The organism is Limosilactobacillus reuteri, assembly GCF_013694365.1.
In the GTDB taxonomy this organism is placed as follows: Bacteria; Bacillota; Bacilli; order Lactobacillales; family Lactobacillaceae; genus Limosilactobacillus; species Limosilactobacillus reuteri_E.
The window spans coordinates 832,607-844,662 of the sequence record NZ_CP059275.1 but is presented as its reverse complement, the minus strand read 5'-3'; the positions used below and the strand labels follow the sequence as shown (position 1 = coordinate 844,662).

At 41.5% G+C, this 12,056-nt stretch carries 16 protein-coding genes; all 16 read right to left on the bottom strand.

Features of this window, described 5'->3' with window-relative positions; genetic code table 11:
- Window positions 1-92 precede the first annotated feature (92 nt).
- Genes rplT through HHK02_RS04865 form a run of 16 tightly spaced genes read right to left on the bottom strand, consistent with a single transcriptional unit; the run spans window position 93 to window position 12,054 of the window.
- Window positions 93-446 carry a 50S ribosomal protein L20 gene (rplT, locus tag HHK02_RS04940; protein ID WP_003664105.1) on the bottom strand — a complete coding sequence of 118 codons (354 nt, stop codon included), beginning with the start codon at window positions 444-446 and terminating at the stop codon, window positions 93-95.
- Window positions 447-644 carry a 50S ribosomal protein L35 gene (rpmI, locus tag HHK02_RS04935; protein WP_003664106.1) on the bottom strand — a complete coding sequence of 66 codons (198 nt, stop codon included), beginning with the start codon at window positions 642-644 and terminating at the stop codon, window positions 447-449.
- The gene (gene infC / locus HHK02_RS04930) at window positions 645-1,157 is read right to left on the bottom strand and encodes a translation initiation factor IF-3 (protein WP_003664107.1); all 513 of its coding nucleotides are present in this window, start codon (window positions 1,155-1,157) and stop codon (window positions 645-647) included.
- Window positions 1,158-2,099, bottom strand: a complete 942-nt coding sequence (gene dnaI / locus HHK02_RS04925) for a primosomal protein DnaI (protein WP_003670857.1) — start codon at window positions 2,097-2,099, stop codon at window positions 1,158-1,160.
- On the bottom strand, window positions 2,100-3,461 hold the full coding sequence (locus tag HHK02_RS04920) for a replication initiation and membrane attachment family protein (protein WP_085678866.1): 1,362 nt from the start codon (window positions 3,459-3,461) through the stop codon (window positions 2,100-2,102). It abuts the gene before it with no gap.
- Window positions 3,462-3,926, bottom strand: a complete 465-nt coding sequence (gene nrdR, locus HHK02_RS04915; RefSeq protein WP_003668489.1) for a transcriptional regulator NrdR — start codon at window positions 3,924-3,926, stop codon at window positions 3,462-3,464.
- Window positions 3,927-4,526: a dephospho-CoA kinase gene (gene coaE, locus HHK02_RS04910; protein ID WP_152711746.1), complete on the bottom strand. Its 600-nt coding sequence runs from the start codon at window positions 4,524-4,526 to the stop codon at window positions 3,927-3,929.
- On the bottom strand, window positions 4,527-5,357 hold the full coding sequence (mutM, locus tag HHK02_RS04905; protein WP_003670851.1) for a bifunctional DNA-formamidopyrimidine glycosylase/DNA-(apurinic or apyrimidinic site) lyase: 831 nt from the start codon (window positions 5,355-5,357) through the stop codon (window positions 4,527-4,529).
- Window positions 5,358-8,024: a DNA polymerase I gene (gene polA, locus HHK02_RS04900; protein ID WP_085678879.1), complete on the bottom strand. Its 2,667-nt coding sequence runs from the start codon at window positions 8,022-8,024 to the stop codon at window positions 5,358-5,360.
- Window positions 8,025-8,153: a hypothetical protein gene (locus HHK02_RS12880; RefSeq protein WP_269204226.1), complete on the bottom strand. Its 129-nt coding sequence runs from the start codon at window positions 8,151-8,153 to the stop codon at window positions 8,025-8,027.
- Window positions 8,154-8,681, bottom strand: a complete 528-nt coding sequence (locus HHK02_RS04890) for a YoaK family protein (protein ID WP_231124905.1) — start codon at window positions 8,679-8,681, stop codon at window positions 8,154-8,156.
- Between the two features lie 46 nt (window positions 8,682-8,727).
- Complete coding sequence (locus HHK02_RS04885; protein WP_003668494.1) at window positions 8,728-9,441, bottom strand: Bax inhibitor-1/YccA family protein; 714 nt, start codon at window positions 9,439-9,441, stop codon at window positions 8,728-8,730.
- On the bottom strand, window positions 9,442-10,746 hold the full coding sequence (gene murC, locus HHK02_RS04880) for a UDP-N-acetylmuramate--L-alanine ligase (protein ID WP_085678882.1): 1,305 nt from the start codon (window positions 10,744-10,746) through the stop codon (window positions 9,442-9,444).
- Entirely contained in the window at window positions 10,747-11,394 is a 648-nt protein-coding gene (gene ytpR, locus HHK02_RS04875; protein WP_085678885.1) for a YtpR family tRNA-binding protein, read from the bottom strand.
- Window positions 11,395-11,715, bottom strand: a complete 321-nt coding sequence (locus HHK02_RS04870; protein ID WP_085678888.1) for a thioredoxin family protein — start codon at window positions 11,713-11,715, stop codon at window positions 11,395-11,397. It lies immediately after the preceding gene.
- Window positions 11,716-12,054: a PepSY domain-containing protein gene (locus HHK02_RS04865; RefSeq protein WP_078009437.1), complete on the bottom strand. Its 339-nt coding sequence runs from the start codon at window positions 12,052-12,054 to the stop codon at window positions 11,716-11,718. It abuts the gene before it with no gap.
- Window positions 12,055-12,056 lie beyond the last annotated feature (2 nt).

Sequence of the window (12,056 nt, the reverse complement as noted above, 5' to 3'; positions counted from 1 at the left end):
CTTGTCCTTAGCTCATGGTTCCGACTACTACGGCCCATAGCGGACTTTCACCACCTAGCTAATACCCATGCCGGGCGCACTAAAAAAAGCCGTTAGTTAAGAGCTTTCTTAGCTTCGTCAACGAGTGCCTTAAATGCATCTGCATCGTTAACAGCTAAATCAGCTAACATCTTACGGTTAATATCAATGTTAGCAACCTTTAAGCCGTGCATTAACTTGCTGTAACTAATGTCGTTCATACGTGCAGCAGCGTTAATCCGAGCAATCCAAAGTTCACGGAACTTACGCTTGTTGACCTTACGATCACGGAAAGCGTAAGTGTAACTCTTCATTACTTGGTCTTTAGCAGTCTTGAAAAGACGGTGCTTTGAACCACGGTAACCCTTTGCTAACTTCATAATGCGCTTGCGACGTGCACGCGTAACAGTTCCACCTTTAACTCGCATTTACTTAAATGGTAATAACTTCTTGTAACGCTTTACGTTGGTCTTGTCCATCATGCTCAAACCACGTAATTGACGACGTTGCTTCTTAGTCTTACCGTGGAAACGGTGACTAGTGAATGAGTTTCCACTCTTGAATCCACCATTAGCTGTACGCTTGAAACGCTTGGCAGCAGCACGGTTACTCTTCATCTTTGGCATTTAATTCTTTGCTTTATCAGCAGCCGGAGCAAGAGTTAAGAAAATACTCCGCCCTTCCATCTTCGGACGTTGAACAACAGTAGCGATGTCTGAAGTTTCTTCAGCCATTCGTTCAATCATGTCACGACCGATATCCTTATGGGTAATAGCACGACCACGGAACCGTAATGAAATCCGTACCTTATCGCCCTTTTCAATGAACTTACGAACACGCTTTAACTTAACATTAAAGTCATTAGTATCAATTGATGGACTAAGGCGAATTTCCTTAACCGTTATCGTCTTTTGCTTCTTACGAGCTTCACGCTCTTTCTTTTGCATCTCGAAACGGTACTTCCCGTAATCCATAATGCGGGCAACAGCTGGGCGTGCCTTTGGTGCAACTAATACTAGATCTAAGTTAGCTTCTTCAGCTAATTGTAGCGCTTCACGCTTAGACTTAATGCCCAATTGTTCACCATCTTGACCGATTAACCGCACTTCCCGTGCACGAATACCGTTATTGACAATCATTTATCCCTTATCACGCAAATTTTTTCCTTCCATTTCAATCTCACGTGATAAGTACTTGATTCTTTCCATAATGCGAGCCGCTTTGAGAGGCTCATTATCGCCTTGCGCATTGATAGCAAGGTGGTTATTTTGCAACTCATCCATTGAAAAATTAGAACTAAAGAAAGTTGGTAATTCTTCTTGCATCCGATATTCTAAAATTACTCCTAAAATATCATCTCTTACCCATGTTGTCATTGCACCGGCCCCAACATCATCAAGCATTAAAATCGGCGCCCGTTTAATAGCATCCAACTTTTCGCCAGTATTATTTTGCTTAATTGAATTCCGCATTTCAACAGCAAAACTAGGGAAATGAACCATCGTTGTTGCAACTCCCTTACTCTTAGCGAGTTCATTAGCGATTGCTCCAAGGAGGTATGTTTTTCCGACTCCGAATTTTCCATATAGGTAAAGTCCTGGTTGAAAATTATCTTTTTGGTAATTATCTGTAAAGTCCATGGCTGCTTGAATTGCCTTTGTGCGTGTATCAGTTTGGGTATCTTCATTTAAATAATAATCATCATATGACGCATTTTTAATGAACTTAGGCATATTAATCGAGTTAACTAGTCGTTGAATATAACGTTGTCGTTGGCGTTCTAATAACTGTTTAGTTGGAACGTAGGTTACGTCAATTTGGCCTGCACTGATAACCAATTGCGGAGAATATCCCGGGGCAACAGTTGGCACGCCTTTTTCAATTAATTGCTTTTCATGAAAAAACTCATAAAGCTTTGATTGTCCCCGTTTAATTGCTTCTTTACTAAGACGGTCACGATTTTCGTTTAAGAATGCTTGAACATCTTTATCCGCATAAACTTGCTTCATCGTTTGTTGGATATTGTTTGCGATGTTTTGACCGCGCATTAACTCTTGTAAAGTTTTGTTTAGTGACTGCATCTACTTCTTCTTACGATTAGCGATCCGTTCACGCAGTTTGGCAATTTCTTGTGAGGAAGCCTTTTTCATCAACTCACTCGTGTCTTTCTTGCTCCATGCTGGCATCGGTTCCTTAATCATTTTGCGCCACTTATTTTTCTTTGGCGTCTTTGTTTCCTTTTTCTTTTCTTGCGACTGCTTGTTAAAAGTCTTTAATTGGACAATGGCTTGCTCCCCATTAATTACGCCATGTTGGAGCCAGTTATTGGCAATTGCATCGACAAAATTAGCTGTCAAAGTAGAATTCCCCCGGTCACTAATCACATACCAAGTTAAGATATTAATGGCATCTTGGGTAAGTTTTTCTTGCGCTACTAAACCTGTCAGAATATGACGTTCACCTGAAGTTACGTAGCCACCCGTTTGACCTTTAAGAACCTGAAGAAATTCGACTGGGGAGTAATCCTTAGCTGTCGCCAATAACTCCTGATCTTTACTAGTCAGTTCACTATTTCTATTTGTCACCGGCGCTTCTTTTTCCGCTACTTTTGTCGTTGAAGAATAGACAATATTATAGGTAGACGCAACAATTTGCTTAAATTTTTTCGGATTGAAATGATTGGTTTGCAGATCAATCGACCGCAAAACCAATGTCTTCATCGTTGGCACATCAATCCCATATAATTGATGTTCTAACAATATTAGGTCTCGATTATTTTCCAGGTCTGCACTGACAATTGGCTGATTAGCCAGCAAGTGAATGAGGGTTGACCAATCAAAGTCATCGCTCATCCCCGCAGTTAACTGGGGTTGCTTTTCTACTGGTGCCTGTTTTCGCGCCGTTAAAATCGCTTGTGGTGTTTCAGTAATTGACTGCGAGTTAATATGAAATTCTTCAAAAAAGTTGTGACTCACATTAGTTAGTGAAGTGTTAGAAGAAGCAAGCTTGTATTGCCGACTTTGCTTAGTCAAACGTCCAAACGCATCTTCTCCTACTTCCTCTAAAAGTAAAATACTCAGCAAGTTATCAGCTAAAAATTTTTCTGGAGTAAGGGTCGGCTGCAATTCATAAACGTATACGTCCCCGATCTCATCGTGCTGGAAATAAGTTTGCACTAAGCCAACTGCCTCTAAACGATGAAGAGCCTCCAGTACTTGTCGACCCCCAGCATTTACCTGGGCTAACAGGTCACTTTGCAAGGTCCGGTTAGCAATCGTAGGATTAGGCAACAAGCGCGCTTTTAACGCATAAAAAAAGCTAAACGCAACTGGTCCTAAAATTGGCTGATAAAATGTTGCAAAAGTCTGGTCATTAAAACTAATAAATGCAGTGCTGGCCGTAACAACATAACCGGCTTGCGGGTCAAAAGCTGCTGCAGTCATTTATTTTTTATGTTCTGCCTTCATCATGGTTTCAAGTTCGCTCATAAAGGCATCAACGTCCTTAAATTGGCGGTAAACACTTGCAAACCGAATATAAGCAATCTCATCGACGCCTTTTAATTCGTTCATCACAAATTTACCAATAATTTGACTGGAGACTTCGCTTTCACCAATACTCCGGATTTGTTTTTCCACTTTATCTGCAATCTTGGTCAATCGCTCCATACTAACCGGTCGTTTTTCTGCCGAGCGCACAATCCCATTGAGGATCTTTTGGCGACTGAATTCTTGGCGCGTGCCATCTTTTTTAATTACTAGTAGTGGCGTTTCCTCGTACCGTTCAAAGGTTGTAAAACGAAAGCCACAATGAATGCACTCACGACGACGACGAATAAAGCTTCCGTCTTCGCTTGGCCGACTATCGACAACCCGTGATCCATTTTTGTGACAATGTGGACAGCGCAATTACTCTGCTTTTAGCTGATTTATTAGGGATGCGACTCGTTTTTGCAGGGCAGCCTGGTCACCATTATTATTTATTTTAAAATCCGCCCGCGCTTCTTTATCTGATAATGGCATTTGGGCAGCAATTCGCGCTTGCGCTTCCTCTTTAGAACAATGATCACGAGCCATTAACCGTTTAAGCTGCGTTTGTGGATCAGTATAAACAACTACCACATAATCACAATCTCCATCATAATGTTGCTCGAATAATAATGGTACATCTAACACCACGAGCGGAATACCCTGTTTTTTTAAAGTATTAACCTGCGCAAAGATAGCATCGTAAATTAATGGCTGAAGAATCTCATTGAGTTTTTTCAACGCTTCTTTATCATTAAAGACAATTTTTGCTAAGGCTTGCCGATTGAGCTCCCCAGTTGGCAAAAGTACTTTTGGACCAAATACTTTGACAATCCGTGTTAACCCAACCGAGTCTGGTGCCTGGACTTGCCGCGCTACTTGGTCAGCATCAATCACCGGAATCCCAGCCTGGCGCAAAATAGTGCTTACCGTTGTCTTGCCGGTTGCGATTCCACCTGTTAATCCAACTATTTTTGTCATTTATTCCTTCAATACTTGACAGTGTGGACAAAATGTCGTTCCACGTTCAGCAACCTTAATTTTAACCATTTTCGTGCCACAACGCGGACATTCATCTCCCGCATGACCATAAGCTTTTAAGCGATCTTGGAAAGCGCCGGCATCACCAAATGCATTCGTAAAACTATGCACAGTGGTTCCCTTGTACTTAATCGCTGTCGCCAATTCTTTGATAATATTTTTCCGTAATTCAGTAATTTGGCTAGCCGTTAAAGTATTGGCTGGTTGCTCCGGGTTTATCCCCGTCATCCATAGCACCTCATCAACGTAAATGTTACCCAGACCGGCGACATGACGCTGATTAAGCAAGAATGGCTTAATTTTTCCCCGACTCTTTTTTAATTCAGCTGTAAAGTATGGCAACGTAAAGGCGTCTTCTGTCGGTTCAGGGCCAATCGTCTTCAATCCGCCGACATTCATCTCATCACCGGTTTTTACCAGTGTCATCCGCCCAAATTTACGGGTATCTTGATAACATAATTCCGTGCCGTCCGTAAATTCAAAGACAACATGGGTATGTTTATCAATTGGTCCGCCAATCGGTTGGTTGTAATATTTTCCTTCCATGCGAAGGTGTGAAATCATCGTCAAATCATTAGTAAAACGAAAAAGAAGATATTTCCCTCGCCGATCAACATTTTCAATCGTCTGTCCAATCAACGCCTGCCGAAAATCTTCAACGTCATTGGTAATCGTTTTACCATAATAAACATCGATCGCGTTAATTTTACGCTTAGCGGCAATCTTCAGCAAACCGCGGCGAACAGTTTCAACTTCTGGTAATTCAGGCATCTATTTTTTAAGGTCATACCAGGTATCCCCATACTTACTATCTACTTTAAGCGGCACATCCAACTTAACGGCCGAATCCATTACTTTTGGCACCAATTCCGATAGAACCGGGATTTCTTCCTTTGGAGCCTCAAAGACTAATTCATCATGAATCTGCAAGAGCATTTTTGCCTTTAGATGACGTTTCTCAAGCTCATCTTGCATCCGGATCATCGCAATCTTAATGATATCAGCAGCGCTCCCCTGAATTGGCGTATTCATTGCAGTCCGCTCTGCAAATGATCGCTTGCTAAAACTTTTGGCATGAATATCTGGTAAGTAACGACGACGGTGAGTAATCGTCTCAACATAACCATTTTCTTTAGCAAACGCAATCGTGTCATTGATGTATTTCTTTACACCGGGGAATTCATGGAAATAATTTTGAATAAATTCATGAGCTTCTGCACGACTAACATGAATCCGTTGTGCCAGTCCGTAATCACTAATCCCGTAAACAATTCCAAAATTAACTGCTTTTGCCCGACGCCGCATATTACGGTCAATCTCGGCATCAGGGGCTAGATGGAAAATTCGGCGAGCTGTACTAGCATGAATATCTTCACCATTCTTAAAGTCTTCCTGAAGGTTCTTGTCACCAGTGATGTGAGCAAGAACCCGTAATTCAACTTGCGAATAATCTGAAGAGAAGATTTGCCAACCTTCATGACTAGGAACAAATGCCTTTCTGATTAAGCGCCCTTCCGGCAACCGTACTGGAATATTTTGCAGATTAGGATCAACAGAAGACAAGCGACCAGTCTGCGTTAATGTCTGTAAGTAGCGCGTATGGATCTTCTGGTCATTTGAATGGATAACTTTCAGCAAACCAGTGATATAGGTAGATTGAAGCTTAGCAATTTGACGATATTCCAAAATTTGCTCAACAATCGGTGACTTATCAGCTAACTTCTCCAGCACATCAACTGCAGTGGAATAACCGGTCTTGGTCTTTTTGATCACTGGTAATTTCAATTTTTCAAACAGAATATGGCCTAGTTGCTTAGTAGAGTTAATGTTAAATTCCTCGCCAGCTTCTTGATAGATCTGACTTTCAATTTCTGATAGCCGTTCAGTTAATTTACTACCCATATCTTTCAAAGTTTGTGCATCTACATGGACACCCGCAATTTCCATTTTTGCAAGAACCCGGGTTAGCGGTAATTCAATATCAGTATATAGTGGCGTTTGCTTATTTTCGTCTAATTTGGCAAAAAGATCCTTGCGCAGCTGTTCAATTGCCCGCGCCTTCGTAGCCAGGTGACTAAAGAAGGTCTTATCATCATCAGGCACAGCGCGCTTAGCACCTTTACCATAAACTTCCTCATCTGTTCGGACATCATCGTAACCGTGTTCCTGAGCTACTTGTCCCAGGTCGTTACTATTATCATTAGTATTTAGAAGGTAAGATGCCAAAAGTAGATCAAAATTAATGTTTTCAAGCGGAATACCGAGGCGATGAAGCCCAACGATTTGTGCCTTGGCATTAAAGACATTCTTCTCAACACTATCACTCTGGAGTAAATCCTTGAGAGGCGCCTCTTTAAGCAGGTCCACATCTCGACTCGTAAACCAGTGTCCTTCATTGCCGATCACAAAACCAGCGAATGGTGACGTGTGGTAATTTTCTTCTGACATTTCAAGGTAAAAACTTACTTCACCCGTTAATTGTCCTAGGTCATCTAAGTTATCTTTAGTTAAAACTGTGTAGTCAATTGGAGCAATCTCAGCTTCGTCTTCCTCTCCAGCCCCATCGATATCCATCTTTTTCAAGAAAGATTTAAAGCCCATCTCTTTGTAAAATTTAATCAAGTCATCCGTTTGTGGGCCCTGATATTGCAGATCATCTAAGCCAATCTTGATCGGAGCATCCCGAAGAATTGTTGCTAATGTCTTACATTGGCGAGCAACCTCTTCATCCTCAATCAAATGTTCTTTCATCTTACTCTTTTTGAGGTCATCGATATGGTCATAAAGCTCTTCAACTGAACCAAACTGTTTTACAAGCTTGATTGCAGTCTTTTCCCCGATTTTAGTTACACCAGGATAATTATCGGAAGAATCACCCATCAGTGCCTTCATATCAATTATTTGGCGCGGCGTAATTCCTAATTTTTCTTCGACATGCGCTGGCGTGTAGTGCTCCGTATCAGTAACTCCTTTGTGGGTAACAGCAACGGTCGTATTCTCACTTGCTAACTGGGTAAGGTCTCGATCTCCAGTTACGATCAACGTCTTGTAGCCAGCATCATCCGCTTGCTTAGCCAAAGTACCGATAATATCATCAGCTTCATAGTTAGCTAATTCATAACTATGTAATCCAGAGTCTTTGATCAATTCGCGCACATAAGGGATCTGCTCGGTCAATTCATTAGGCGTCTTGTTTCGACCACCCTTATAGTCATCATACATCTTCGTCCGGAAGGTTACTTTTCCTGCATCAAAGGCTACTAAAGCCGCATCCGGTTTAAAGTTTTGCAACACATGGTCAAGCATCAACTTAAAGCCATAAATTGCAGCTGTATGCAAGCCGTCCTTATTTGTAAATTTGTCCATTTGATTATGCATAGCAAAAAATGCCCGGAAAACAATACTATTTCCGTCAATTAACAATAATTGTTTTGTCATTTAGGCTGCTGCCATTGTGCGCCCACATTTGATATATGTAAAAGCATCGATGAAGCCACCGCTAAAAGTGAGGAGCAGGGCAAAGAGACGTGCTTCTGCAGGCTTTTGATAGTTAATGAGTTTATCCATCTACTTATTAACTTTTTTCCTTTTAGTTAAGTAATAAGAACTATCAGTTACGAGAATCAAAAAAGTGGCAATCCAGATAGTTTTCATTCGGAAAAAGGGAAGCAACTGCGCAGAAATGATCGCGCCGAGCGTAAAACAGATCACGATCATTAAATAACTAAAGGCAGCTGATCGTTGCGAGCGATCATGATGAAAATAATATTCGCTCCAGGCAACCGCAGCTTTTTTGACACTGCCGCTTGTAAAGACACTGTTATAGCCGAGCCCCTCGATTTTGCTAAAAGTGGCACTTTGCATTGCAAGCCCAAATGAAACAGCTGGTACCATCAAATAGTCAGGGAAGCTATCGGGGAGAAAACCGATAATTGCTCCTACTAATAAAATCGGCAATAAACAAACTACTCGCCAATAATCAGTTCTTAAATGGGCATGCAGGCTGCTGACCATTGCTAATCCAAGAATAAATGTAATCAACACAAGGCTCGAGTCTAAGTACGAACGATAATCAGCCCGTGCCGTGCTAATCATCGTCCTAGCTTAGCCCATCGCCTTGTCGAGAAGATTGTTTCACACTTTAATTTCGGTCACTCATTCCAAAAATTTGAAGAAGTGAGATAAAGAGATTTACAAAGTCTAAGTACAATTGAAGGGCACCTAGAACAGCTAAACCGTTTGTTGATACTTCGCCACCATAGTTGATGTAGATCTGCTTCATCTTTTGTGCATCCCAAGCTGTTAAAACAGTAAAGATAATAACAGCAATAAAGGAGAAGATGTAAGCAATGGCCGGACTTTGTAAGAACATGTTGATAAGGTAAGCAATCATTAAAGCAATCAAGGCAGCCATCGCGTGAGCACCAAACTTGCTTAAGTCGCGCTTAGTAATGGTCCCATACAAAGCCATCGTGACAAAAACAGCCGCGGATGATACGAAAGCTGAGGCAATGCTTGCTCCCGAATAAACACCAGCAATAATTGCAAACTCGACACCATAGATTATTGCCGTCAGCATCAGCATAACAAATGCCCCAACTGGGTTCCGGGTAGCACTAAAGCTTACCCCCATTGACAAAGCAATCGGTAGCAATAAGATAACCCAAACCATTCCAGGGTGAGCACTAAAGAAACCGAAAACCGCACTCCGGAATACCCCCATGGTCAAGTAAGCACTAAATGCAGAAACAAGAACTGCCAGCGTCATATTTCCATACATTCGGGTCAAGAAACTATTCAAACCAGCTGCGTCAGTAACAACCCGACGCCCTGGCTCTTGAGAAAAGTTATTCATTTATTTTAACAATTCTTTGTACTTTTCTTCGTACTTTTCAACGTCACCGGCACCCATGAAAACAACTACCGCATTGTGGTATTGCAAAAGTTTGTCCATGGTATCCATGTCGATACCTTCACTACCTTCAATCCGTTGCTCCAAATCAGCACTAGAAACATTTCCAGCATTTTCACGAATTGAGCCAAAGATTGGGGTAACAAAAGTCTTATCTGCTCGGCTAAGCGATTCTGCAAAACCATCAATGTAAGCGGCCAATCGTGAATATGTGTGAGGCTGGAAAACAGCGATAACTTCACGATCTGGGTACTTTTGCCGTGCCGCATCAATTGTTGCTTTAATTTCGCTTGGATGGTGAGCATAGTCATCAATAATGGTCGTATCCGCAATGTCAGTTTCGCTGAAACGACGCTTTACCCCACTAAAGTTGGCTAGTTCCTGTTGGATCTCATCCATGTTCATGTGCTCCATGTATGCAACCGCTAGTACCGCCAAGCTATTAAGAACACTGTGTTCACCGTATAAGTGAATGGTAAATGTGCCAAGCTTTTGGTTGCGGAAGTAAGCATCATATGTTGAGCCTTCTGGTGTCCGTTGAATGCTTTCTGCCCGGAAATCATCATCTGGATTAGTTCCATAGTAGTAAACCGGAACATCAACATTTAAGTCACGAAGACTAGGATCGTCTCCCCAAGCAAAAATTGCCCGTTGAACTTGCTTACCGTATGTTTCAAATGAATCACGGACATCTGCCAAATCATTGAAGTAATCAGGGTGATCAAAGTCAACGTTTGTCATAATTGCATAGTCTGGATGGTAGGCAAGGAAGTGATCACGGTATTCATCGGCTTCAAAAACAAAGAAGCGTGCATCCGCATTTCCTTTACCTACTCCATCACCGATCAAGTAGCTAGTTGGTTCAACTGCCGCTAATACGTGTGATAACAATGCAGTCGTACTGGTCTTACCGTGTGCTCCGGCAATCCCAATACTAGTATGATTCTTAACCTCATTTTCAACAGCCTCAGGGTAACTTAAAATTTTAAGGCCTAATTCATGTGCTCGTTTAATCTCTGGGTGATCATCATCAAAAGCGTTTCCTTGGATAACAATCATCCCTGGTTTCAAATTGGCTGGATCAAATGGCAAAATTTTAATTCCCGCCGCTAATAATGGCGCTTGTGTAAATGTTTCCTTTTCAATATCTGAACCTAGTACTTGGTGTCCTTTGTCATGAAGGATACGTGCTAAAGCGGCCATCCCGGTCCCTTTAATACCAACAAAGTAATATGTATTTTGTTCCATTTAGTTTTCTGGGTAAAACGTATCGGCCTTAGCAAAATCAACCGGTTCACCGACTTCTTGCCAGTCATCAGGGATAATGAATAGGCCCTTTTCATCGGGAGCATTCTTAATCCGTAGTTCACGGAAACCACAGAGCATTCCGTCACTATCAACACCCATCAATTGACCAGGCCAAATGATCTTACCGTCTGGCATCATCGCACCAGGCCGAGCAACTACGACTTTAATACCTTCTGCAACATTAGGAGATCCACATACGATTTGGACAGTCTTATCATCAGCAATCCGTGTTTGCGTTACTTTTAAGTGGTCAGACTTAGGATGGTCAGTGATCTTTTCAACATAACCGACCACAAATTTAGGATCTTCGTCAGCCGTTAAGAGCTTATCAAAGCCCGCTTCTTGTAACTTTGCATTTAATTTTTCAACTTGGGCTGCATCTAAAAATACTTGCCCGTTTTCACTTGTTAATTCTGGTAAGACCTTGCTGGCGTTCATAAAGTTATAGCCAAGTAATGCACCATCTTTTTCAGCGGTGATCTGAGCTACATCATCAGCAATCTTAGTAATTTGGTTATCCGCATCTGGAGCGGTAATAACGACTAAAATGTCGCCTAATTCATTGGGATTGTAACTTGAAATTAACATTTACTTCAAATTGTTTAAAAAATCTTCAACTTGTTGCTTAGTTTTACGATCTTTATTGACAAATCGACCAATTTCTTTACCATTATCATATACAATGAAACTTGGAATTCCAAATATATTTAATTCAGCAGCGAGGTCGATGTTTTCATCGCGATCAACTTCATAGAAAGTATAATCACTGAAGTCTTGTTCGATCTCAGGCATTGCCGGCTTAATAAAACGACAATCTGGGCACCAACCAGCTGTAAAGAAAAGGACAACCTTGCTATTGCTAATAGTTTCAATTAATTGATCTTCTTTTAATTGTGGTAATCTTTCCATTTAGTTATTCTCAATTCGTTTTAATTCCAATAGACTACCAGTATACGCGTCAGCAATAAACTCGTAATCTACTTCTTCGCCATCTTCTAGACGAGAAACGCCGCCTTCATAAGCATGGGTTTTAACCGCAAATCGTTGGAAAGGTACTGCTTTATTATTGATCCAGCTACCGGTTAGAGAACCTTCACTTGCAAAATCGTTCTTGACTAATTTTAAGATCCGCTCAGCAGATATTTGGCGGTTACCAAAAAGTTTACCAGCGATAAAACCGGCGATTCCAGACGCACCTAATGTGACTGGAATCAACCAGGGGTTGAGGGAGTTATTGTTTGCATTCATTT

What these genes read in the sequence shown, in the direction of transcription:
- rplT (WP_003664105.1), bottom strand. Translation starts at nt 446, where the DNA reads ATGCGAGTTAAAGGTGGAACTGTTACGCGTGCACGTCGCAAGCGCATT.
- rpmI (WP_003664106.1), bottom strand. Translation starts at nt 644, where the DNA reads ATGCCAAAGATGAAGAGTAACCGTGCTGCTGCCAAGCGTTTCAAGCGT.
- infC (WP_003664107.1), bottom strand. Translation starts at nt 1,157, where the DNA reads ATGATTGTCAATAACGGTATTCGTGCACGGGAAGTGCGGTTAATCGGT.
- dnaI (WP_003670857.1), bottom strand. Translation starts at nt 2,099, where the DNA reads ATGCAGTCACTAAACAAAACTTTACAAGAGTTAATGCGCGGTCAAAAC.
- HHK02_RS04920 (WP_085678866.1), bottom strand. Translation starts at nt 3,461, where the DNA reads ATGACTGCAGCAGCTTTTGACCCGCAAGCCGGTTATGTTGTTACGGCC.
- coaE (WP_152711746.1), bottom strand. Translation starts at nt 4,526, where the DNA reads ATGACAAAAATAGTTGGATTAACAGGTGGAATCGCAACCGGCAAGACA.
- mutM (WP_003670851.1), bottom strand. Translation starts at nt 5,357, where the DNA reads ATGCCTGAATTACCAGAAGTTGAAACTGTTCGCCGCGGTTTGCTGAAG.
- polA (WP_085678879.1), bottom strand. Translation starts at nt 8,024, where the DNA reads ATGACAAAACAATTATTGTTAATTGACGGAAATAGTATTGTTTTCCGG.
- HHK02_RS12880 (WP_269204226.1), bottom strand. Translation starts at nt 8,153, where the DNA reads ATGGATAAACTCATTAACTATCAAAAGCCTGCAGAAGCACGTCTCTTT.
- HHK02_RS04890 (WP_231124905.1), bottom strand. Translation starts at nt 8,681, where the DNA reads ATGATTAGCACGGCACGGGCTGATTATCGTTCGTACTTAGACTCGAGC.
- HHK02_RS04885 (WP_003668494.1), bottom strand. Translation starts at nt 9,441, where the DNA reads ATGAATAACTTTTCTCAAGAGCCAGGGCGTCGGGTTGTTACTGACGCA.
- murC (WP_085678882.1), bottom strand. Translation starts at nt 10,746, where the DNA reads ATGGAACAAAATACATATTACTTTGTTGGTATTAAAGGGACCGGGATG.
- ytpR (WP_085678885.1), bottom strand. Translation starts at nt 11,394, where the DNA reads ATGTTAATTTCAAGTTACAATCCCAATGAATTAGGCGACATTTTAGTC.
- HHK02_RS04870 (WP_085678888.1), bottom strand. Translation starts at nt 11,715, where the DNA reads ATGGAAAGATTACCACAATTAAAAGAAGATCAATTAATTGAAACTATT.
- HHK02_RS04865 (WP_078009437.1), bottom strand. Translation starts at nt 12,054, where the DNA reads ATGAATGCAAACAATAACTCCCTCAACCCCTGGTTGATTCCAGTCACA.